The 20,249-nt window shown below is 62.7% G+C and carries 20 protein-coding genes; 12 read left to right on the top strand and 8 right to left on the bottom strand.

Translation table 11 applies throughout. The annotated features are described in order from the left end of the window. Positions 1-38: 38 nt before the first annotated feature. From B5M07_RS01435 to B5M07_RS01410, 6 genes are read left to right on the top strand one after another with little or no spacing between them, the layout of a single operon-like run. Complete coding sequence (locus B5M07_RS01435) at positions 39-563, top strand: TRAP transporter small permease (RefSeq protein WP_067631297.1); 525 nt, start codon at positions 39-41, stop codon at positions 561-563. 4 nt (positions 564-567) lie between these two features. Continuing rightward, a complete protein-coding gene (locus B5M07_RS01430; RefSeq protein ID WP_120349925.1) occupies positions 568-1,884 on the top strand; it encodes a TRAP transporter large permease in 1,317 nt (438 codons plus the stop codon). A gap of 6 nt (positions 1,885-1,890) precedes the next feature. Continuing rightward, positions 1,891-2,826, top strand: coding sequence for a hypothetical protein (locus B5M07_RS01425; RefSeq protein ID WP_162931782.1), 936 nt, complete (start codon positions 1,891-1,893; stop codon positions 2,824-2,826). After that, positions 2,819-3,547 (top strand): 5-oxoprolinase subunit B family protein, encoded by a 729-nt coding sequence (locus tag B5M07_RS01420; RefSeq protein ID WP_120349924.1) that lies wholly within the window; start codon positions 2,819-2,821, stop codon positions 3,545-3,547. Before B5M07_RS01425 ends, B5M07_RS01420 begins: the two co-directional genes overlap by 8 nt. Beyond that, entirely contained in the window at positions 3,544-4,575 is a 1,032-nt protein-coding gene (locus B5M07_RS01415; RefSeq protein WP_120349923.1) for a biotin-dependent carboxyltransferase family protein, read from the top strand. The genes B5M07_RS01420 and B5M07_RS01415 overlap by 4 nt, the downstream gene beginning before the upstream one ends. Further along, positions 4,572-5,339, top strand: coding sequence for a LamB/YcsF family protein (locus tag B5M07_RS01410; protein WP_120349922.1), 768 nt, complete (start codon positions 4,572-4,574; stop codon positions 5,337-5,339). The genes B5M07_RS01415 and B5M07_RS01410 overlap by 4 nt, the downstream gene beginning before the upstream one ends. On the opposite strand, the gene B5M07_RS01405 is transcribed toward B5M07_RS01410, so the two are convergent. After that, positions 5,336-6,205 (bottom strand): branched-chain amino acid aminotransferase, encoded by an 870-nt coding sequence (locus B5M07_RS01405; protein WP_120349921.1) that lies wholly within the window; start codon positions 6,203-6,205, stop codon positions 5,336-5,338. The two genes, B5M07_RS01410 and B5M07_RS01405, sit on opposite strands and share 4 nt — an antisense overlap. A gap of 171 nt (positions 6,206-6,376) precedes the next feature. On the opposite strand from B5M07_RS01405, the gene B5M07_RS01400 reads away from it, so the two are divergent. From B5M07_RS01400 to dxs, 5 genes are all read left to right on the top strand, one after another. Continuing rightward, entirely contained in the window at positions 6,377-6,889 is a 513-nt protein-coding gene (locus tag B5M07_RS01400) for a MarR family winged helix-turn-helix transcriptional regulator (RefSeq protein ID WP_120349920.1), read from the top strand. Beyond that, positions 6,886-7,587 (top strand): response regulator, encoded by a 702-nt coding sequence (locus B5M07_RS01395; RefSeq protein ID WP_067628577.1) that lies wholly within the window; start codon positions 6,886-6,888, stop codon positions 7,585-7,587. The genes B5M07_RS01400 and B5M07_RS01395 overlap by 4 nt, the downstream gene beginning before the upstream one ends. 109 nt (positions 7,588-7,696) lie before the next feature. Beyond that, positions 7,697-7,939 carry an exodeoxyribonuclease VII small subunit gene (locus B5M07_RS01390; protein ID WP_067264990.1) on the top strand — a complete coding sequence of 81 codons (243 nt, stop codon included), beginning with the start codon at positions 7,697-7,699 and terminating at the stop codon, positions 7,937-7,939. An 8-nt stretch (positions 7,940-7,947) separates the two neighbouring features. Next, entirely contained in the window at positions 7,948-8,832 is an 885-nt protein-coding gene (locus B5M07_RS01385; RefSeq protein ID WP_120349919.1) for a polyprenyl synthetase family protein, read from the top strand. 41 nt (positions 8,833-8,873) lie between these two features. Further along, positions 8,874-10,802, top strand: a complete 1,929-nt coding sequence (dxs, locus tag B5M07_RS01380) for a 1-deoxy-D-xylulose-5-phosphate synthase (protein WP_120349918.1) — start codon at positions 8,874-8,876, stop codon at positions 10,800-10,802. On the opposite strand, the gene B5M07_RS01375 is transcribed toward dxs, so the two are convergent. From B5M07_RS01375 to B5M07_RS01345, 7 genes are all read right to left on the bottom strand, one after another. Next, on the bottom strand, positions 10,799-11,395 hold the full coding sequence (locus B5M07_RS01375; protein ID WP_120349917.1) for an exopolysaccharide biosynthesis protein: 597 nt from the start codon (positions 11,393-11,395) through the stop codon (positions 10,799-10,801). The genes dxs and B5M07_RS01375 overlap by 4 nt on opposite strands. A 26-nt stretch (positions 11,396-11,421) precedes the next feature. Then, positions 11,422-12,276, bottom strand: a complete 855-nt coding sequence (locus B5M07_RS01370) for an SDR family oxidoreductase (RefSeq protein WP_120352116.1) — start codon at positions 12,274-12,276, stop codon at positions 11,422-11,424. A 51-nt stretch (positions 12,277-12,327) separates the two neighbouring features. Beyond that, complete coding sequence (locus B5M07_RS01365; protein WP_162931781.1) at positions 12,328-13,026, bottom strand: YjbF family lipoprotein; 699 nt, start codon at positions 13,024-13,026, stop codon at positions 12,328-12,330. Continuing rightward, positions 13,023-15,191 (bottom strand): YjbH domain-containing protein, encoded by a 2,169-nt coding sequence (locus tag B5M07_RS01360; protein ID WP_254693944.1) that lies wholly within the window; start codon positions 15,189-15,191, stop codon positions 13,023-13,025. Before B5M07_RS01360 ends, B5M07_RS01365 begins: the two co-directional genes overlap by 4 nt. A gap of 153 nt (positions 15,192-15,344) precedes the next feature. Then, the gene (locus B5M07_RS01355) at positions 15,345-17,228 is read right to left on the bottom strand and encodes a polysaccharide biosynthesis protein (protein ID WP_120349915.1); all 1,884 of its coding nucleotides are present in this window, start codon (positions 17,226-17,228) and stop codon (positions 15,345-15,347) included. A gap of 242 nt (positions 17,229-17,470) precedes the next feature. Next, positions 17,471-18,082 carry a sugar transferase gene (locus B5M07_RS01350; RefSeq protein ID WP_067942490.1) on the bottom strand — a complete coding sequence of 204 codons (612 nt, stop codon included), beginning with the start codon at positions 18,080-18,082 and terminating at the stop codon, positions 17,471-17,473. Positions 18,083-18,092: 10 nt separating this feature from the next. Next, positions 18,093-18,986, bottom strand: a complete 894-nt coding sequence (locus B5M07_RS01345; RefSeq protein ID WP_120349914.1) for an NAD-dependent epimerase/dehydratase family protein — start codon at positions 18,984-18,986, stop codon at positions 18,093-18,095. Between the two features lie 143 nt (positions 18,987-19,129). Here B5M07_RS01345 and B5M07_RS01340 point away from each other — a divergent pair, with 143 nt between their 5' ends. Beyond that, positions 19,130-20,248, top strand: coding sequence for a polysaccharide biosynthesis/export family protein (locus B5M07_RS01340; protein ID WP_120349913.1), 1,119 nt, complete (start codon positions 19,130-19,132; stop codon positions 20,246-20,248). Position 20,249 lies beyond the last annotated feature (1 nt).

The raw sequence follows: 20,249 nt of genomic DNA, 5'->3' as shown, positions 1-20,249 counted from the left end.
TCTCATGCCGGGGCATGACTTGACTGAGGGAGAGCCAGATGAAGGCGCTGCGCAGACTATTGGACGGACTTTACATCGGGGCGGGGGCGCTGGCGGCGCTCTGTCTGGTGGCCATCCTCACCTTGATCGTGGCCCAGATGGTCGCCCGCTGGACCGGCAATGTCTTTCCGGGCGCGGCCAGCTATGCGGGCTATGCCATGGCCGGGGCAAGCTTCCTCGCCTTTGCCAATGCGCTGAACCGCGGCTCGCATATCCGCGTGTCGATCCTGCTCAATGCGCTGAGCACGGGCGGGAAGCGGCTGCTTGATATCTGGTGTTTCGCCGTGGCGGCGGCGGTCGCGTGGTACTTCACCTATTACGCCTATTGGTTCGTCTACTGGTCGTGGAAGTTCAACGAGGTCAGCCAAGACCAAGATGCCACCGCGCTTTGGATACCGCAATCTGTCATGGTCATCGGCGGCGGCATCCTCGCCATCGCGCTGACGGACAACCTTTTGCATCTCATCTTCAAGGGCGACCACCGCGTCACCCGTGACCTAGTCGATCAAAGCTTCGGGGAATGACGCCATGACCGAGATCTATGCCATTGCCCTGTTCCTGATCGTCCTCTTTTTCCTCCTCGGCACCGGTGTTTGGGTCGGGCTCGCCCTGATGGGCGTGGCTTGGGTCGGGATGGAGCTTTTCACCACCCGCCCCGTCGGCGACGCGATGATCACCACCATCTGGGCCAGCTCCTCTAGCTGGACCCTGACCGCGCTGCCGCTCTTTGTCTGGATGGGCGAAATCCTTTACCGCACGCGATTGTCGCAAGACATGTTTCGCGGGCTGTCGCCGTGGCTCGCGAAACTGCCGGGCGGGTTGGTGCATACCAATATCGTGGGCTGTACCGTGTTTGCCGCCGTCTCCGGCTCTTCCGCCGCGACGCTGACGACCGTGGGCAAAATGTCGATCCCCGAACTTCGGGCGCGCAACTATCCTGAGAAGATGATCATCGGCACGCTGGCCGGGGCCGCGACACTGGGCCTGATGATCCCGCCCTCGCTGGCGCTGATCGTCTACGGGGTGACGGTGAACGAAAGCATCACCAAGCTCTTCTTTGCCGGCGTCATGCCCGGCCTGCTGCTGGCGCTGATGTTCATGGGCTATGTCGCGATCACCAGTAAGCTGTCGAAAGACTGGAACCCCGATATCGAGACCGACATGAGCTTTGCCGACAAGCTGCGCAACTCGCGCTTCCTGCTGCCGGTCTTTGCGCTGATCTCGGTCGTGATCGGCTCCATGTACCTCGGCTTTGCCACGGCGACCGAAGCCGCCGCGATCGGCGTGATCGGCTCCCTGACGCTGGCGCTGTTCCAAGGCTCGCTGAACTGGCACAGCTTCCGCGAAAGCCTGATGGGCGCGATGCGCACCTCCGCCATGATCGCGCTGATCCTTGCGGGCGCGGCGTTCCTGAAACTGTCGATGGGGTTCACCGGCCTGCCCCGTGCCTTGGCCGACGGGATTGCGGCGATGGAGCTGTCACGGTTTGAGCTGCTGATGGCGCTTTTGGTCTTCTATATCGTGCTGGGCATGTTCCTCGACGGGATTTCCTCGGTCGTGCTGACCATGGCCGTGGTGGAGCCGATGGTGCGCGGCGCAGGCATCGACCTGATCTGGTTCGGCATCTTCGTTGTGGTCGTGGTTGAGATGGCGCAGATCACCCCGCCGATTGGCTTTAACCTTTTCGTGCTGCAAGGCATGACCGATCACGAAATGGGCTATATCACCAAGGCCGCGCTGCCGATGTTTGCGATCATGGTTTTCATGGTTTTCGTGCTGATCTGGTTCCCCGAAGTGGCGACGTGGTTGCCTGAAAACCTGCGCAGCGGCCCGGCCAGCGGGTGATCCATCATGCTGCATATCCTCAGACTGGCCTCGCGCCATGCGCGGGCCTGCCTGATCGTGGGGCTGCTGGCGGGGCTGGGACTACCCAACCTTGCGGCGGCGCTGGCCGAGTGGTTGCCGCAGATGGTCGCCGCGCTGCTGACGATCACCGCGCTCAGGATCGGGCATCGCGCGGCCCTTGGGGCTGTACGGGATCTGCTTTGGGGATTGGCCTCGGTACTGGCATTGCAGACGGCACTGCCCCTGCTGCTGCTGGGGGGCTTCGTGCTAGCCGGGCTGGGGCAGACCCCTGCGGCACTGGCGGTGACGCTGGCCGCCGCGGCCCCGGCGCTGACGGGCAGCGTCAACCTTGCCCTGTTGCTGCGGCTCGACGCCGGGCGGATGATGCAACTGATGGTGCTGGGCACCGCGGCTTTTCCGCTGACGGTACTGCCGGTCTTGGCCTTGCTGCCGCAACTCGGACCAGCCTCGGACGTGGCCCAAGCCGCGCTGCGTCTGTTGGCGGTGATCCTTGGGGCGACGGGCTTGGGCTTTGCCCTGCGCCATGTCCTCTTGCCGCGCCCCTCAGCGCGTCAGATCGAGGCGCTCGACGGGGCGTCGGTGCTGGCCTTCTCGGTCATCGTCATCGGGCTCATGGCGGCACTCAACCCCGCGCTGCGGAGCGATCCTTGGGCGGTGGCGGGCTGGACGGTGCTGGCCTTCGCCCTAAGCTATCTGTTGCAGGCGGGCACATTGCTTCTGACGCGCCGTGGCCCCCTGCATGCCGTGGCTGGCCCACTGGCGATCGGCGCGGGCAACCGCAATATCGCGCTGTTCCTCGTCGCACTCCCGCCCGAGGTTCTGGCGCCCTTGATGATCTTTATCGGCTGCTGGCAACTGCCGATGTATCTGACCCCGGTGCTGCTGCCGCGCCTTTACGAAAGGATGCTCTCCAATGACTGACTGGCCCCGCATCCGCAGCGTCGGTCTCTCTGGCCTGTTGATCACCTTCGCCGAGAAGATGTCCGAACCGGCCAACCGCGCCGCCCTCGCCTTTCGCGCGGCGGTCGAGGAACAGGACTGGCCCGAGGTGCGCGAGACCAGCACCTCGCTGGTATCAACCTTCGTGCAGTTTGAGGTCAGCCAAGACGCCATCACACAGATGACCGACCGCCTGCGCGACTTGCTCGAAACCCGCGATTGGTTCGCCGAAGCCCTGCCCGCCGGGCGCAGCCTGTGGCATGTGCCGACCGTCTATGGCACCGACCTCGCCCCGCAGTTGGAGGAAGCCGCCGAGGCCGCGGGCCTCGACCCCGACGCGGCCATAGCCGAGCTGTCGCAGGCTCGCGTGCGCGTCCTCACCATCGGCTTTGCCCCCGGCCAGCCCTATATGGGTGAACTGCCCTCGCATTGGGACATCCCGCGCCAGCAGGGGCTGACAAAATCCGTGCCCTCCGGCGCGCTGGTCGTGGCGATCCGGCAGTTGATCATCTTCACCAATGCCTCCCCCACCGGCTGGCGGCACATCGGCCAGACCGCCTTTCGCACCTTCCGCCCCGGCAGCGACATGCCCTTCCCCCTGTCGCCGGGCGATGAGCTGATTTTCCCATCCATCACCCGGCAAGAGTTCGACCGTATCGCCGATGACCCCACCGGCGGGGCCGAGCGGGAGGCGCTGACATGAGCGGCACGCTGACCATCCTCCAAGCTGGCCCGGCGATGACGGTCCAAGACCTTGGCCGCCCCGGCTACCGTGCCCTTGGCCTGACCCATGGCGGCGCGGCGGACCCGGCCGCCCTGCACGAGGGGGCCGCCCTGTTAGAGCAAGATCCGAACTCTGCCGCGCTTGAGATGGCGGGCAGCGGTGGCAGTTTCCAAGCCGATGTAGGCATCCGCATCGCGCTGACCGGGGCGCAGATGCAAGTAAGCATCGACGGCGAGCCGATTGCATGGAACGCCAGCCACCTGCTGCCTGCGGGGTCCAAGCTGACCATCGGCGGCGCGCGGGATGGGGCTTATGGCTACCTGCATGTGGGCGGCGGCTTTGATATTGAGCCGGTGATGGAGTCCCGATCCAGCCATCTGGCCGCTGGCATTGGCGCGCTGCTGCAAAGCGGGGAGACGCTGCCGCTGGGGGCGGACAAGGGCGGTGAGACGAACCTCACCCTGCCCCGCGAGAACCGCTTTGGCGCGGAGCGTGTGCGCATCGTGGCTTCCATGCAGACCGACGCCTTTGATGAGGCAACCCGCGCACGCTTTACCGAAACCATCTTCCGCCGTGACCCGCGCGCCAACCGCATGGGCGCACGGATGGATCACGAGGGCGAAGGTTTCGCCACCGGCGGGCAGTTGACCATCGTCTCCGAAGTCATCACCCCCGGCGACATCCAGATCACAGGTGACGGCGCGCCCTTTGTTCTGATGTGCGAATGCCAGACCACTGGCGGCTACCCCCGTATTGGGACCGTGATCTCCTGCGATCTGCCAATAGTGGCGCAGGCCCAGCCGGGTGCGGCGCTGCAATTCGAGTTCATCGACCTCGACGAAGCCCTCGCCGCCGAGACACGCCACCGCGCCGACCTCGCCGCCCTTCCCAAACGCCGCCAGCCCCTGTTGCGCGATCCCGCGCGCATCCGTGATTTGCTGGGCTATCAACTGATCTCTGGCGTGGTTTCGGCCACCGCCGATCCATTCGAAAAGGACACGCCATGACATCCGTCGATCTGAACGCCGACATGGGCGAAAGCTTTGGCCCATGGACGATGGGCGACGACGCGGCGCTTTTGCGCATCGTGACCTCGGCCAATATCGCTTGCGGCGGCCATGCGGGTGACGCCGATGTCATGGCGGCAACCATGTGGACGGCGCATGAAAACGGCGTCGGCATCGGCGCGCATCCGGGCTTCATGGATCTCGCGGGCTTCGGGCGCAACCGCATGGCGGTGCCGCGCGGCACGCTGCAAAACCAGATCCGCTATCAGGTCGCGGCAAGTGTCGGCATGGCCCGCAGCGTTGGCGCAGAGGTGCGGCATCTGAAGCTGCACGGCGCGTTGGCGAATATGGCGTCCGAAGATGAAGGCTTGGCCCGTGATCTTTATGAAGCGGCGCTCAGCGTGGCCCCTGACCTCATCGTCATGGTGCTGGCCGCCACGGCGCAGGAAAAAGCGGTGAAATCACTGGGCTGCAAATGGGCCGGAGAAATCTTTGCCGACCGCGCCTATAACGACGACGCCACGCTGGTCGACCGCAGCAATCCGGGCGCGGTGATCCATGACGCCGATCACGCCGCCGCCAGAATGGTCGAGATGGTCAAAGCCGGCGCGATCATCACCGAAAGCGGGAAACACATCCCCACGCGGATCGACACGATCTGCCTGCATGGCGACACGGCAGAGGCCGTTCAAATCGCAACCGCCGTCCGCAAGGGTTTGCAGGACGGCGGGGTAACTTTGGCAAAGTTCGGCGGCAGCGTTTAGCTGCGCACCAGCTTTTCATAGTCCAAGGCGATTTCGCGCGTGATCGCGCCCACCTCGAATTTCCAGTCGCCGATCTGGCCCACCGGGGTCACTTCGGCGGCGGTGCCGGTCAGCCAGCACTGCTCGAAACCTTCGAGTTCCTCGGGCATGATGTGGCGCTCGTGGACTGTAATCCCCTTGTCCTTCAGCATGCCGATGACGGTCTGCCGGGTGATGCCATTAAGGAAGCAATCGGGCGTCGGCGTGTGCACTTCGCCATCCTTGACGAAGAAGATATTCGCGCCCGTCGCCTCGGCCACATAGCCGCGGTAGTCGTACATCATCGCGTCCGAACAGCCCTTCGCTTCGGCGGCGTGTTTGGACATGGTGCAGATCATATAGAGACCTGCCGCCTTGGCGTGGCTCGGGATCGTCTCTGGTGAGGGGCGCTTCCATTTGGAGATGTCGAGCTTGGCGCCCTTCATCTTGGCGTCACCGTAATAGGCACCCCATTCCCATGCCGCGATGGCCAGGCGCACCGGGTTGCGGGCCGAGGCGACACCCATATCTTCGCCCACACCGCGCCATGCGACCGCGCGCACATAGGCGTCTTGCAGGCCAGAGGCGGCGAGGACTTCGGCCTTGGCGGCTTCGATCTCATCAATGGTGTAGGGGATCTCAAAATCGATCATTTCGGCCGACCGCTTCAGGCGCTCGGAATGCTCGCGGCTTTTGAAAATCTTGCCGTTATAGGCGCGCTCGCCCTCGAACACCGAAGACGCATAGTGCATCGCATGGGTCAGGATGTGGACATTGGCCTCGCGCCAGTCCACCATTTTGCCATCCATCCAGATGTACCCATCTCGGTTGTCATATCCGCCTGCCATGGTGTTTACCTCCCAAATGACGCGCTATCTTTTCAAAAATTGCGCAAAAATCGGCATATGCAGACATTTAATTGCGCAAAACACGGGATTCGATAGCCTTTCACTATTGGAATGTCAACAACGCTGACGTAAACTGGTCCTTAACAAGCCCGAGAGAGATTGAGACATACTATGGCTGACGGGCGCATGATGGCCCCTAGCAGCGGCGACAGCCTGCTGTTTTTGACCGACGAACAACTGCGGCAGGGGATTGAGGCGATGTTCTTTGCCTATCGCGGCTTCACTGCCGATCCCGACAGGATTCTGGCCGATATGGCCTATGGCCGCGCACATCACCGCGCCATCCACTTTATCAACCGCGCCCCCGGCACAACGGTGAACAACCTGCTCAACATCCTCGGGGTCACGAAACAATCGCTCAACCGTGTCTTGCGCACGCTGATCGCCGATGGTCTGGTGCAAAGCAAGGTTGGCCGCAATGACAAGCGCGAGCGGCATCTGTTCCTGACCGACGATGGTCGCAAGCTGGAACAAGAGCTTTCCGATGCTCAGCGCGCGCGCATGCGGCTGGCCTTTCGCACCGCCGGGCCCGAAGCCGTGGCCGGTTTCAGAACGGTATTGGAGGCCATGATGGATCCCGAAATGCGCCAGAGCTTTGACCGGCTCCGCGAAAGCGCCCCATGAACGAGCTTGACGCGCACCTGTTGGTTGTCGACGACGATGAGCGCATCCGCAGCCTGTTGAAAAAGTTCTTGATGCGGAACGGCTTTCTGGTCAGCACGGCCCGCGATGCGGCCCATGCGCGCCGGGTGCTGGCGGGGCTAGAGTTTGATCTGATCGTGCTCGACGTGATGATGCCCGGCGAAGACGGCATGGCGCTGACCCGATCCCTGCGCGAAACCCTGCAAACGCCGATCTTGCTGCTGACCGCCAAGGGCGAGACCGACAACCGCATCGAAGGGTTGGAGGCCGGGGCGGATGATTACCTGCCCAAACCTTTTGAACCCAAAGAACTGCTGCTGCGCATCAACGCGATCCTGCGCCGTATGCCCGACACCTCAGCCGCCGACGCCGCGCCAAAAGTGCTGTCGCTCGGCGTGATCCGCTATGACATGGAGCGGGGTGAAATGTGGCAGGGCGACGATCTGGTACGTCTCACCGCGACCGAAGTGCAGCTGATGAAGATTTTCGCCGCGCAGCCCGGTGTCGCGCTTAGCCGATCCAAACTGGTCGAAGAATTGGGCCGCGACCGGGGCCAAGCGCAGGAACGCGCGGTTGATGTTCAGATCACCCGCCTGCGCCGCAAGATCGAAAGCGATCCGAAACAGCCGCAATACCTGCAAACCGTGCGCGGCGCGGGCTATATGCTGGCCCCGGACTGACCCGGCCCTTTTAGCAGAACACATAGGTAAAATTCATAATGCCAGCCCGCTGGCAATGCCCGGCGCGAAGCACTATTGTCGCGCGAAATTCCGACCAACGAGGCGCGCAATGTCTGACACACCCGTAGAAGAGATGAACTTTGAGACCGCCATGGCCGAGCTTGAAAAAGTGCTGGGCCAACTTGAAAATGGCAATGTCGCGCTGGACGAAAGCATTGCGCTTTACGAACGCGGGGCCAAGCTTAAGGCGCGCTGCGAGACCAAGCTGAAAGAGGCCGAAGAAAAGGTCGCCGCGATCACTCTTGATGGCGATGGCAACCCCAATGGGCTGAAACCCGTCGAAGGGCTTTGACCGCCTGCATGACCTTCCAGCCCACCCCCCTTCCCTTGGCAGAGGCGCTTGCCCATGCCCGTGATCTGGCGCAAGCGCAGATCGAAGCGGCCTTCGCCGAGCGCCAGGGCCCGGTGGCCGAGGCGATGCGCTATGCCTGCGGCGGCGGCAAGGGGCTGCGCGGCTTTCTGGTGATCGAATCTGCGCGGCTGCATGGCATCGCCCCCGGTATGGCTGCCCCAGCCGCTGCGGCCATTGAGGCGCTGCATGCCTATTCGCTGGTGCATGACGATCTGCCCTGTATGGACGACGACGATCTGCGCCGGGGCCAGCCCACGGTGCACCGCAAGTGGGATGAGGCGACCGCCGTTCTGGCCGGGGATGCGCTGCAAACGCTGGCCTTTGAATTGCTCGGGCAAGCGCCCTGCCCTGCAGAGGCGCGTCTGACCCTGATGACCAGCCTTGCCCAAGCGGCAGGTGTGGGCGGCATGGTCGGCGGCCAAGCGCTGGACATCGCCGCCGAAACCGCCTCCGCGCCGCTCTCGCTGGCCGAGATCACGGCGCTTCAGGCCGGTAAGACCGGCGCATTGATCGAATGGTCTGCCATGGCCGGGCCACGGATGGCCCGGGCCGATGCCACCGCCCTTGGCGCTTATGCCAAACACCTCGGCCTCGCCTTTCAGATCGCCGATGACATCCTTGACGTCGAAGGCGACGCTGAAACGGTCGGAAAGGCCGTCGGCAAGGACGACGCGGCGGGCAAAGCCACGTTTGTGTCCCACCTCGGTCTGGCCGGGGCCAAAACCCGTGCCGCCGAATTGGTGGACATGGCCTGTGACGCTCTATCTGAATATGGACCAGAGGCGCAGAGCTTGCGAGCCGCTGCCGCCTTCGTTATTGCCCGCGACAGCTAGCCGGGCGGCACATGCGCCAATGCGGCACCAGAGAGGCCCCGATGAGTGACAAACCCGCCACCCCCCTGCTTGATCAGGTCACCCGCCCTGCGGACCTGAAACGCCTGTCCGATGCCGAACTGACCCAAGTCGCGCGCGAGTTGCGGGCCGAGACGATCTCGGCCGTGTCGGAAACCGGCGGACACTTGGGCGCAGGGCTTGGCGTGGTGGAGCTGACCGTGGCGCTGCATGCGGTCTTTGACACCCCGCGCGACAAAATCATCTGGGACGTCAGCCACCAATGCTACCCGCATAAAATCCTCACCGAACGCCGCGACCGTATTCGCAGCCTGCGGATGAAGGACGGGCTGTCGGGCTTCACGAAACGCAGCGAATCCCCCTATGACCCCTTCGGCGCGGCGCATAGCTCGACCTCGATCTCGGCCGCGCTCGGCTTTGCCGTCGGCCGCGATCTGGGTGGCGTGATCCCCGAAGGATTGGGCGACGCGATTGCCGTGATCGGCGACGGCGCGATGAGCGCGGGCATGGCCTATGAGGCGCTTAACAACGCGGGCGACCTGAAAAAACGGTTGATCGTCATCCTCAACGACAACGAGATGTCCATCGCCCCGCCCGTCGGCGCAATGTCGAGCTACCTCAGCCGCCTCTATGCCGAAGCGCCGTTTCAGGACTTCAAAGCCGCCGCCAAAGGCGCGGTGAGCCTGCTGCCCGAACCGTTCCGCGAAGGCGCCAAACGCGCCAAGGATATGCTCAAGGGCATGGCCGTCGGCGGCACCCTGTTCGAGAACCTCGGCTTTTCCTACCTCGGCCCGATCAACGGGCACGACATGGACCAGTTGCTGCCCGTGCTGCGCACCGTTCATCAACGCGCGACGGGGCCGATCCTGATCCATATCCAGACGCAAAAGGGCAAGGGCTATGGCCCTGCCGAAGCCGCGCGTGATCGGGGCCATGCCACGGCAAAGTTCAACGTGGTGACCGGCGAGCAAAAGAAAGCCCCCTCCAACGCGCCGAGCTATACCCGCGTTTTCGCCGACAGCCTGCTGGCCGAGGCCGCCGAGGATGACAAGATCTGCGCCGTGACCGCCGCCATGCCCGATGGCACCGGGCTTGATCTTTTTGCCGAACGCTACCCCAGCCGCTGTTTCGACGTAGGTATCGCCGAACAGCATGGCGTGACCTTTTGCGCGGGGCTTGCGGCGGCGGGGATGAAGCCCTTCTGCGCCATGTATTCAACATTCTTGCAGCGCGGCTACGATCAGGTCGTGCATGACGTCGCGATCCAGCGCCTGCCGGTGCGTTTCGCCATCGACCGCGCCGGGCTGGTGGGGGCTGATGGGCCGACCCACGCGGGCGCATTCGACGTGGCCTTCCTTGCCAACCTGCCGGGTTTCGTGGTGATGGCCGCCGCAGACGAGGCCGAGTTGCGCCATATGGTCGCCACCGCCGCCGCCCATGACGAAGGCCCTATCGCCTTCCGCTATCCGCGCGGCGAGGGGCGCGGGGTCGAGATGCCAGAGCGCGGCACGCCACTGGAAATCGGCAAGGGCCGGATGATCCGGGAAGGCAGCAAGGTTGCGCTCTTGTCCTTTGGCACGCGGCTCGAAGAAGTTGAGAAAGCCGCAGAGCAGCTTAGCGCCAAGGGCATCACCCCCACCATCGCCGATGCGCGTTTTGCCAAGCCGCTGGACCGCGACATGATCCTGAAACTGGCCGCAGACCACGAAGCGCTCATCACCATCGAAGAGGGTGCCGTGGGCGGCTTTGGCAGCCATGTGGCGCAACTGCTGGCGGATGAGGCTGTTTTTGATAAGGGGCTAAAATTCCGCTCCATGGTGCTGCCCGATACTTTCATTGATCAGGCCAGCCCGGCGGATATGTATGCGGTGGCCGGGATGAACGCGGAACAGATCATCGCCAAAGTGCTTGAGGTGCTCGGTATCGGCGATCTGGACGCGCAGCGCGCCTAGCTGCTGGCGGCGGTCAACACCAGCAGGGCGCCCGCGCTCAGCGTGATCGCCACGCAGAGATAGCCCAAAAGCACGAACAGCCCGTCGCGAGTGAAAAGACCGAAAACCAGTAACGCCACGGTGCCAGCGCCGAGCGACGACATCATCGGCAAGACCTCCATAAAGGGCCAGCCGAGCGGGATGATCGTGACCACGACAAGCGTGATGAAACGCATCGGACCGGTGGTGAGGAACTGAAGACGCGGCTTGCAGCGCCCGTCGACAAAGGCGCAGGGACGACGCAAAAAGCGCACGCAGCCGCTTAACCGATGGCCCGCCACTTCGCGCCGCAGCAAAAACTGCGGCATCCAAAGCCTGCGCCGCCCGGTAACGGCCTGCACCGCCAAAAGGATGATCGTCACCGCCGCTAGGGTCGAGACGCCGGGGATTCCCGACAGGGGCGAGACCAGCAGCAAGGCGACAATCAGGATCAGCGGTGTGATGGAACGGTCGCCGATCTCATGCAGCACATCGTTGATCGACACCGTCTCCTTCTCTGCCGCGCGCTCCATACTGTCCAGCAGATAGGCCAACGTGTGTTCGTCTTGACGCATTCGGTGCCTCGGGCGGTGCCACGGGTTCAGTCATCCGCCCCCAGCAGCGCGGCCAGACCCGAGCGATAATCAGGGTAGATCGGTTGCCAGCCCAACGCCGCCTTGGCGTGATCGTTCCGGACCTTCTTGCTCTCCGCATAAAAGCTGCGGGCCATGGGGGTCATCTCGGCCTCGTCGAAGTTCACCGCCGGGGGTAAGGGCAGGCCCAAAAGCGCGGCGGCATGGCCGATCACATCTTGGGGCGGAGCGGGGTCGTCGTCGCACAGGTTGTAGATCGCCCCCGGCTGCGGTTTTGCCAACGACAATTCCAGCGCTTGAGCGATATCCTCCACATGGATCCGCGAAAAGACTTGGCCCTGCTTGATGATGCGCCGCGCCGTGCCCTTGCGCACCTTGGCAAATGGCCCGCGTCCGGGGCCGTAGATGCCCGCCAGCCGAAAGATATGTAGCGGCAGATCGGGGATCGCGCCCCATGCCGCCTCGGCCTGCACCCGCGCCGCGCCGCGTCGGGTAGAGGGGGCAAGCGGCGTGGTCTCATCCACCCAATCGCCGCCGTGGTCGCCGTAGACGCCAGTGGTCGACAGATAGCCCACCCACCGCAGATGCGGGGCGGCGGCGGTGATCTGATCCTGCAACTCCAGCAGAACCGGATCGCCCTGCGGCCCCGGCCCGGCAGAGACCAGCAGGTTCGGCACCTCTTGCAAAAGCGCGCTCAGATCGTCGCCGGGCCAGAGCATCGGCTCCACCCCCGTCGCGGCAATCTCTTTAAGCTTTTCGGGGCTGCGCGTGGTGCCGATGATGCGCCAGCCCTGCGGGATCAACCGGGCGGCCAATGCGCGTGCGCTATAGCCATGCCCAAGGGAAAGAAGCGTTTTATCCATCTCGCCAAATTGGCCCGCGCGGGCTGCGATCACAAGCGCCAAGCAGGGATTTTAATCTTTCAGAAGGTCGATCGCCATATAGCCGAATTGCGGCCCGGCCCATTGCCGCGAACGGCGGAGTTTGCCGGTGCCGACCTCGGCCCAATAGTCATTGCTGAAGGTCGTTGCGCCATAACCGCAGTCCTCACGAAAATGACGCACGGACAGGCGACGGTCCACGATCTGGATCGTTTCCGGACCCAGATGGGTCACGTCGCAGGCAAAGGGCACCGTCTGTGCAGTGCCATCCAGCCGCGCCAGCGTGATCAGCCTTTCGCCGCCGCCGCCCTGCCCGTCCAGCGCCGCAATCACCGTTTGCGCTTGGGCCGAGCGCATATCGCCACCAAGCCCCTTGGTGCCGACCAGCACGCCTTCGCGCAGGACGATCTGAGCCTGATCCGTGGATTGCCAGACCTCAACCATCCCCGGCGTGCCATCAGACCGCCGAGCGACACGTTTCAGAAAGTCCTGCAGCCCGGTGTTTTCCGGCACCACCTGCATGACCGCGCCGGGCGTCTGATCCAGCAGCGTGCGGGTCACTGTCACCCGCCCCTTGGCTGGCGCATCGGGCCCGGTGCGGTCTTTGAGAATGCTAAACAACGTGCTGCCCGCGCTGAGCAGCGGGCTGCGTTCCTCTTCGCGCCCTCCGCCCGCACAGGCGCTCAAGGTAAGGCTGGCGATCAACAAAAGACCGGTTGCAAAATGCTTCATTCCCAGACCCTCGACCATTGATCTTCCAGTGAATTGCGATGGCCACTGCGCACCTGTTCATAAAGCCGGCCCGGCACCTGAAGCCGCGCCCCGCCATCCCGCTGGATCGGTCGGATCGTGGTAGACAAGCTGCGTTTGTCCGGCTCGCCCAAGAACCAACCGATGGGGATCGTCAGGTTGATGCCCTTGTCAAAAGACCCCTCGCCAAACTCTTCGGCCGAGACATCCGTGATGGTGAAAAAGCCGCCGACCTTCCAGCCGTTGGTAAATTCGCGCGTCAGGGTCACGGTCGCACCGACATCACCGGCCAGATAGCGGCCCACGTCCAATTGACCATGATAGCCGCCGCCAAAGGCGTAATAGGCCGAAACATGGCCCGTCGCCACGCTGTAATCGAGAAAGCCCAGAGCACCGTCATAATCGCGCTGCTTCACGTAATTCGCCTCAACCCCAAGAGCGAGATTGCTGTTAACAGGCTTCCACAGCAATTCGGCCGAGACGCCCCCGAACATCCGTTCAAGATAGCCTGCTGTGACCCGCGCATAGAGGTCATTGCCGGGCTTCCATTGCTTGCTCACATAGGCATTGTCGATGATCGTCTCGCCTTCGCGGGCATAGCGCGGCCCCTCGGTGCGGACGGTCGGAAGCCTTGAATTGCTCGGCGTCGTCTTATCGCCCACTGAGCCAAAAAGACGGTGCTTCAGACCGCCTGCGACGGTCCAGCCCGGCGCGGGGCGATAGCTGGCCGTGACCTCCACGCCGCCATCCAGGCGAACCGGCTCTTCCGGGTCGAAATAGCTGGGCGACAGATAGGGGCCGATGGACCAGGCGAAATCCGGGTAGAGGTCGTCATTTTCCATCGCGCCGGGCAGCCGGGGAGTGGCCTCACCGATGCCCGCCACCGCCAGCAGCGCGTCGGCGGCCTGCGGGTCAAACTCCAAAGCCTCAAGGTCAGAGCGGCGCAGGGTCACGGCGGATTGCGCCAAACCCTCTTCGACCAAGACGATGCGGAAGGTCTCAACCGAGGCGGGCAGCACCCAAGCCAGCGCGCGCGCACCACGCCCCACAGCAACCGCCGGGGCCTGATACCGGTCATTGCGCAACCGCAACTCGGCCTTGGCGGAATCAAGCGTCAGCGCCACGAGGGAAAGACCGCTGGCATCTAGCACCTCTTTCACCTGATCGCGCAGGCTGCGCTGCTGGTTGGTGCTGGCGGCCCATTGCGTATCCCAAGCCGCCGGAGAGGTCGCGCGGCTGGGGCGTACCTTGAGCGGCGCGACCGGGGTAATCTTGACCGGCGTCAGCGGCTTGCGGGGGTTCAACTGGTATTGCAGGTTCACCCCGATCTCGGACCCATAGAGATAATAGGCCCCCAACCGCAGCCCGTCGGAATATTGGTATTCGGTGCCGAAGTTGAACTGCGATTTACGGGTAAAGATCTCGCGCGAGCCGTCTTCGGTCTCATAGGCGTCGGAACTGTATTCCGCCTTGAGGGTCCAACGGTCATTCACCGCCCACTCTACCCCGGCGAAGGGCGCAGCCGACCCGCGAAACCATTGATCAAACGAAGGTTTGCCCCCCGTGCTGCCTCCGACAAAGGAGCCACGGTTGCCACCAAAGGGCGCACCGATGCTGCCGTAGCTGCCCAGACGCCCCCAGCCCAGACCACCGGTCACCTTGACGCGCCCGGGCAGCAGCGTGTTGTCGAAAGTCTTGGTCGCGACGACATATTCGCCCGCGTAGATCCCAGTGCCTGCGAAATCCTGCAAACCTACGGTGATCGCAGGCCAGAAAGCGCCTTCCTTTTTCAGCATATAGCGCAGGTCAAAACTTCGGTCGCGATAGGTATCGAAATTCCCGGGAACGACATCGGTCCAATCCCGAATTCCAACGTAGCGAAAGCTGGCCGACAGGCGCGGTGTGGCCTGAAAGGTCAAGGTGGTGCGCGTCATGCCTGCAAAGTTTGAGACCCCGATGGCAAGCTGCCCATCCGGCAGTGCATGGGCGGTTGGCATATCGACCAGCCCCGGCGAGCCGTAAAAGTTGAGCGAAGGACGCTCGGGGGTTTCAAAGATGTCGTAAGTCGGATCAGCCAGCGCAACACCGGGCAGCGCCACCCCCGCCAAGAGCATCGACACCAGCGGCCCACGGTTCAGCCTACGCATTCCTAATTTCGTCCGCTGATCCACAAAGCGCCCCTTACCTGCGATATTGTTGGCTAGATTTGGCACGGACAGCCCCTGCAAATCAATCTCTGTCCCGCCACCGTTTTGCCGCGCGCCGCGACCGCGGCAATATCGCGACATGTGACGGTCCGGTCAGGAGGATTTTCTCAGCGCCTCGGGCGGGGCGAAGCCTTCGACCCAGCGGTAGACAACCTGACGGGCCAGATCTTCGTCATTGGCAACAAGTGCTTCGCGCAAGTCCCGCAGGACCGAGGCGATTTCCAGTTCGTTCAATCCGTTTTCCCGCGCAGAATAGATCTTGGGATGCGCCGTGTTGATGAGCAAACCGCTCAGCGTTAACTCCTCTGTCATCTTCTCGCCGGGGCGCAGGCCGGTGATCTCGATCTCGATATCGCCATCGGGGTTGTCTTCGTCCCGGACGGTGTATCCGGCCGTTTCAATCACTTGCCGCGCAAGTTTCAAGATGGGCACGGGCTTGCCCATGTCCAGAACGAAGACCTCGCCCCCTTGGGCCAGCGATCCAGCCTGCAAGACCAGACGCACGGCCTCTTCCACCGTCATAAAGTAGCGCGCCACGCCCCGATCCGTCACCGTCAACGGGCCGCCGCGGCTAACCTGCTCTTGAAACAGCGGCACGACAGACCCGGACGACCCCAACACATTGCCAAAACGGACCATCGAAAAGATGACACCGCCCTCGCCGCCATATTTGCGCGCCATATCCTGAATGACGAGTTCGGCAAGCCGCTTGGACCCACCCATGATATTTGTCGGTCGCACGGCCTTGTCGGTCGATACCAGAATGAAACGCTCCACGCCTGCGCGGGCGGCCTGCTCGGCCAGCGCCTGTGTGCCCAAAACATTGTTCACCAGCCCCGAAAGCGGGTTCGCCTCGACCAGCGGGACATGCTTATAGGCGGCGGCATGAAGGATCACATTGACCCCGTGCTGCGACAGCACTTTGCGCAGCTGCCGGGTATCCGTGACCGTACCCAGAACCGAGACGATTTCGATGTCGCTGCCCTCGGCCAACTGCCGGATCTCCATGTCGGCGTTGTAGAGGGCCAGTTCGCTCAGTTCGAAGAGCACCAGTTTGGTGGGCCGGCAAAGCAGAACCTGACGGCAAAGCTCCGACCCGATGGAGCCGCCCGCACCTGAGACGAAAACTACCTTACCGGCATAGCTCTCTCCGCCTTCGTTGATCAAAGGGGTGATTTCATCGCGGTTCAGGAACCGACGCGGAGAAACGGGGGAAAGCTTGTCGACCAAAGCCTCTTCCCCGATCAATTGCGCGAAGGACGGAAGGGTTTGCACCTCCAGACCCAGCTTCTCCAGCCGTCGGGCGATCTGCGCCTGCTTTGGGGTGCTTAGCGAGGGCACGGCCAGCAACACGCGGTCGATCTGTTTCTCGACGACAAGTTCAGCAATGCCGCGCGAGGAATAGACCGGCAGTTTTGAGACGTTGAGCCCTTGCAGCGCAATGTTATCATCGACAAAGGCAATAGGCTCAATCGTTTCATGGCCGCGCAGCGCCGAGACCAGCTGTGTCCCCGTGGTGCCCGCGCCATAAATCAGGACACGGCAGCGCGCGTCGCCGGTACGGTAGATTTGCAGCACGATATGCAACAAGATTACCCGCGACAGCACCACCAGAGAGAAAATGATCGCCCCGAACATGATATGCACGCCCAGCGGGAAATCCAGCCCCAGAAGGGACGCGCCCAGCAGGGATACGCCCGCCAGGGTGGTCCCCAAAATAGCGGTGCTACCGACCGCTGCGGTCTCATAGGCGTTCAATTGTGTGCTACAGACCCCCAAGCGGATCGATACGAGCACACCAACAATCAGGGTAAGAGGTAATACCGGGGCATAGTTGGCGAGTGTTTCGAGAAGATGCTCAGGCAGCCCGCGCACAGCCAAGGCGGCAATCGTGGAGACAACGATTAAAAGGGAGTCGAGCGCCAACATGATCACGCGCTTTTGCCGTTTGGTCAGCGACTTGATGATGCTCAGCATGCGCCGTCTCCTGTCTACGTGTATATTAGCGACCGCGATGCGCCCGAAACGTATTAGTAGCTCTCTTTCGTCCATGGAGCTCTTTCTGAGCACCAGCAAGCGGAAAAACAGTAAATAGCGCTCAATGTGTCATCAATCGAATCTGGATTCGCTTAAATTTTCAGCAAACAATGCCACGATTTTGTAAAAAACACCAATTTTTAACTATTTGCCCCCGGTCACGCCGCGGGCCACCGCCACCTTCATCTGCGTCTAAAAAGGTTGCTGATAGTTTGAAACACCAAATCGAAGTCGTAACATGTGCTTTGATGGCGCTGATAAATCAGATCTAGTTGGGCTTTGCGCGGGACGCAGATACGACAATAGACACGGTCGGTCTCTTCCGGGGTCTCGCAGCGCGACAGCAGCCGTTCTTCATGTTTGTGAAACCGGATCGTGGCCAACCCGGTCACGCCGGGCCGGGATTTCAGAACCTCGGCATAGACCTCGGGAAAACGCTCCACATATTCGCGCAGCGGCGGACGCGGGCCGACAAAGCTTAGATCGCCGCGCAGGATATTCCAAAGCTGGGGAAACTCATCCAAGCGCCGCGCCCTGAGCCATGCGCCGGTGGGGGTGATCCGCGCGGCTTTGTTGCCGCCCGATACGCCCTGATCCTTCTCTGCCACGGTCATCGTACGCAGTTTCCAAAGGTTGAAACTCTGCTCAGGCGTTTTCATCCGCTCGGCCACATGAAAAAGCGGCCGCCCCTCTTTCAGCAGCAACCAGACCAGCAACCCCAGCAGGATCGGCCCCAAGATGATGACAAGCAGGCTGGCGAAGAACAGATCGAAGATGCGCTTGCGCCACGTCATTGAAGGGTCTTCATCGTTTGTTCATATCCTGCTGCCATTCACGTACCATACCGGCGGGCGTTTGAGTTTCTGGCGTGAAATCGACGTGGCATTCAAGCGCATTCGTATCCAGCCGCACCTCAGGAATGGCGGTGGCCGGGGCCGGTTTGGGCTGCCACGCCAGCCCCGCCGCATCGAGCAGCGCCCCCATTTGCACCGCGCCGGGGGCCGCGATATTCAAAACGGGCGGCAGGTCGTCCACATGGCAGAGCGTGCAGAGCACCCGCGCCAAGGTCACCGGCCCGATATAGCTGCGGCTAGGCGTGGCGCCATCGGGGAAGCGATCAATCTGCATTGCCGGTTGCCAGCCGCCAAGGATCGCATCCGCGCCGACCACATTGCCGATCCGCAGCGCGGTGACGGCAGTCTTGCCTCCCGCTTCTCGCACCGCCTGTTCCATCGCCAGCTTCTGCCTGCCGTACTCCGAAAGCGGAGCGCAGGGCATATCCTCTCGCAGGGGACCGTCTTGCGCGCCATAGACCGCTGCCGAAGAGGCGACAAAAAACCGAGGGACCGCCGCCGCCTCTGCCAGTTTCAGCGCGGCGAGGGCGAGGGTGACGTTATCCTCCAGCGCTGCGCCGCAGGCCCCCGCCCGGGCCGGGGTCACCCCGGCCAAAGCGATCACCGCCCGCGCCCCACGCGCGGTGGATATCGCCGCATCACTTGGCCCCTCTCCCGCTGCTGGCAGATCGAAATTGTAAAATCCGGGTCGAGGCTGCCGCGACTGGCTGCGCAGAGCCTGCGGTTCAGGCCAATGACGGCGCAGCATGCTGCCCAAACGCCCCGTCGCGCCCAACAAGAGAACCCCGTCAAAATCCGCCGGGCCGCTTGAAACCGCGCTGTCTTTCGTAGTCATTGACGCCATAGGTTCAGCCTCTATCCTGAGGGGCTAGAATTTCGGATGGGGGCCGGGTTTACAACATCCTTTGCAAGCCGCCAATTAACACTGCATACAGGCACAAGTACCCCGGTTTACCGGTGAAACACAAGAAAGCGACTGCGCATCTCATGAAGCACCTGAGCAAACTGTTCCTCTTGGCCCTGATGACCTTCTCGCTGGCGGCATGCAGCAACCTTCCGCGTGGTGCAGCCATCCAAAAAGAGGTCACAGAGGAAGCGGCCGCGCCGGATGCCGATATCGCCGTTTATCCCGTCACCCGTGCCTTTCTGCCCAGTGTTGCTCAGTGGCCCCGCACCGGCGAAAGACGCCATGGCTGGATCGGTGCCAGCCGAGGGTCGAGCGCCCAAGTCATCCGCCCCGGTGATCGGCTGGACATTCTGGTTTGGGACAGCAGCGACAACTCGCTGCTGACTTCACCAAGCCAACAGGTTGCCACCCTGTCCGGCATTCGCGTTTCTGAGAGCGGGACGATTTTCATGCCCTATATCGGCAAGGTTCAGGTCTCGGGCCGGACCCCGGATTCAGCGCGGCAATTGCTTCAGCGTCGGCTTGAGACGATCGTGCCCTCGGCACAGGTGCAACTGGCCATGACCGAAGGGCGCAGCAACTCCGTCGATCTGGTGAGCGGCGTGAGCAGCCCCGGCAACATCCTGATGCCCGACAATAACTTTACCGTGCTGGCGGCGATCTCGGCTGGTGGCGGGGTGCAAAGCGGCATCGAAAACCCGCAGGTCAAACTGCTGCGCGGCCCAAACATCTATACCACGTCGATCGACCGGCTTTACGAAAACCCCAGCCTTGATACCCGGCTGATCGGGGGCGACAAACTGATCATCGAGGATGACCGCCGTTACTTCCTGTCGCTGGGTGCCGCCGGAAGGGAGGCACAGTTTCCCTTCAACCGCGATGAGGTCTCTGCTCTGGATGCGCTGGCGATCATCGGTGGGGTAAACGAATCCCGCGCCGACCCCGAGGGCATTTTGATCCTGCGCGAATACCCCGCCAGCGCGGTCAGCGCCGGGGTGCGCGGCCCGCGCCGCACGCGGGTGGTGTTCACACTGGATTTGACCACATCTGACGGGCTGTTCTCGGCGCGGAATTTCCACATTCAATCCGGCGATCTGGTGCTTGCAACCGAAAGCCCACTGTCGGACACGCGCACCATTCTGGGCCTCGTCGGATCGGTCTTTGGGCTGGTGAACACCGCTGGAAACCTTGGCAACTGAT

The sequence above is a fragment of the Sulfitobacter sp. D7 genome (genome assembly GCF_003611275.1).
GTDB lineage: Bacteria > Pseudomonadota > Alphaproteobacteria > Rhodobacterales > Rhodobacteraceae > Sulfitobacter > Sulfitobacter profundi.
The sequence above is the reverse complement of the archived record's forward strand: the minus strand, read 5'-3'. Positions and strand labels throughout refer to the sequence as shown.

Excerpts from the sequence above, each read along its gene's own strand:
- B5M07_RS01400 (WP_120349920.1), top strand. The coding sequence starts at position 6,377 with ATGGCTGACGGGCGCATGATGGCCCCTAGCAGCGGCGACAGCCTGCTG.
- B5M07_RS01355 (WP_120349915.1), bottom strand. The coding sequence starts at position 17,228 with ATGCTGAGCATCATCAAGTCGCTGACCAAACGGCAAAAGCGCGTGATC.
- B5M07_RS01340 (WP_120349913.1), top strand. The coding sequence starts at position 19,130 with ATGAAGCACCTGAGCAAACTGTTCCTCTTGGCCCTGATGACCTTCTCG.
- B5M07_RS01345 (WP_120349914.1), bottom strand. The coding sequence starts at position 18,986 with ATGGCGTCAATGACTACGAAAGACAGCGCGGTTTCAAGCGGCCCGGCG.
- B5M07_RS01390 (WP_067264990.1), top strand. The coding sequence starts at position 7,697 with ATGTCTGACACACCCGTAGAAGAGATGAACTTTGAGACCGCCATGGCC.
- B5M07_RS01425 (WP_162931782.1), top strand. The coding sequence starts at position 1,891 with ATGCTGCATATCCTCAGACTGGCCTCGCGCCATGCGCGGGCCTGCCTG.
- B5M07_RS01395 (WP_067628577.1), top strand. The coding sequence starts at position 6,886 with ATGAACGAGCTTGACGCGCACCTGTTGGTTGTCGACGACGATGAGCGC.
- B5M07_RS01405 (WP_120349921.1), bottom strand. The coding sequence starts at position 6,205 with ATGGCAGGCGGATATGACAACCGAGATGGGTACATCTGGATGGATGGC.
- B5M07_RS01375 (WP_120349917.1), bottom strand. The coding sequence starts at position 11,395 with ATGCGTCAAGACGAACACACGTTGGCCTATCTGCTGGACAGTATGGAG.
- B5M07_RS01370 (WP_120352116.1), bottom strand. The coding sequence starts at position 12,276 with ATGGATAAAACGCTTCTTTCCCTTGGGCATGGCTATAGCGCACGCGCA.
- B5M07_RS01415 (WP_120349923.1), top strand. The coding sequence starts at position 3,544 with ATGAGCGGCACGCTGACCATCCTCCAAGCTGGCCCGGCGATGACGGTC.
- B5M07_RS01435 (WP_067631297.1), top strand. The coding sequence starts at position 39 with ATGAAGGCGCTGCGCAGACTATTGGACGGACTTTACATCGGGGCGGGG.
- dxs (WP_120349918.1), top strand. The coding sequence starts at position 8,874 with ATGAGTGACAAACCCGCCACCCCCCTGCTTGATCAGGTCACCCGCCCT.
- B5M07_RS01420 (WP_120349924.1), top strand. The coding sequence starts at position 2,819 with ATGACTGACTGGCCCCGCATCCGCAGCGTCGGTCTCTCTGGCCTGTTG.
- B5M07_RS01385 (WP_120349919.1), top strand. The coding sequence starts at position 7,948 with ATGACCTTCCAGCCCACCCCCCTTCCCTTGGCAGAGGCGCTTGCCCAT.
- B5M07_RS01365 (WP_162931781.1), bottom strand. The coding sequence starts at position 13,026 with ATGAAGCATTTTGCAACCGGTCTTTTGTTGATCGCCAGCCTTACCTTG.
- B5M07_RS01410 (WP_120349922.1), top strand. The coding sequence starts at position 4,572 with ATGACATCCGTCGATCTGAACGCCGACATGGGCGAAAGCTTTGGCCCA.
- B5M07_RS01430 (WP_120349925.1), top strand. The coding sequence starts at position 568 with ATGACCGAGATCTATGCCATTGCCCTGTTCCTGATCGTCCTCTTTTTC.
- B5M07_RS01360 (WP_254693944.1), bottom strand. The coding sequence starts at position 15,191 with ATGCGTAGGCTGAACCGTGGGCCGCTGGTGTCGATGCTCTTGGCGGGG.
- B5M07_RS01350 (WP_067942490.1), bottom strand. The coding sequence starts at position 18,082 with ATGACGTGGCGCAAGCGCATCTTCGATCTGTTCTTCGCCAGCCTGCTT.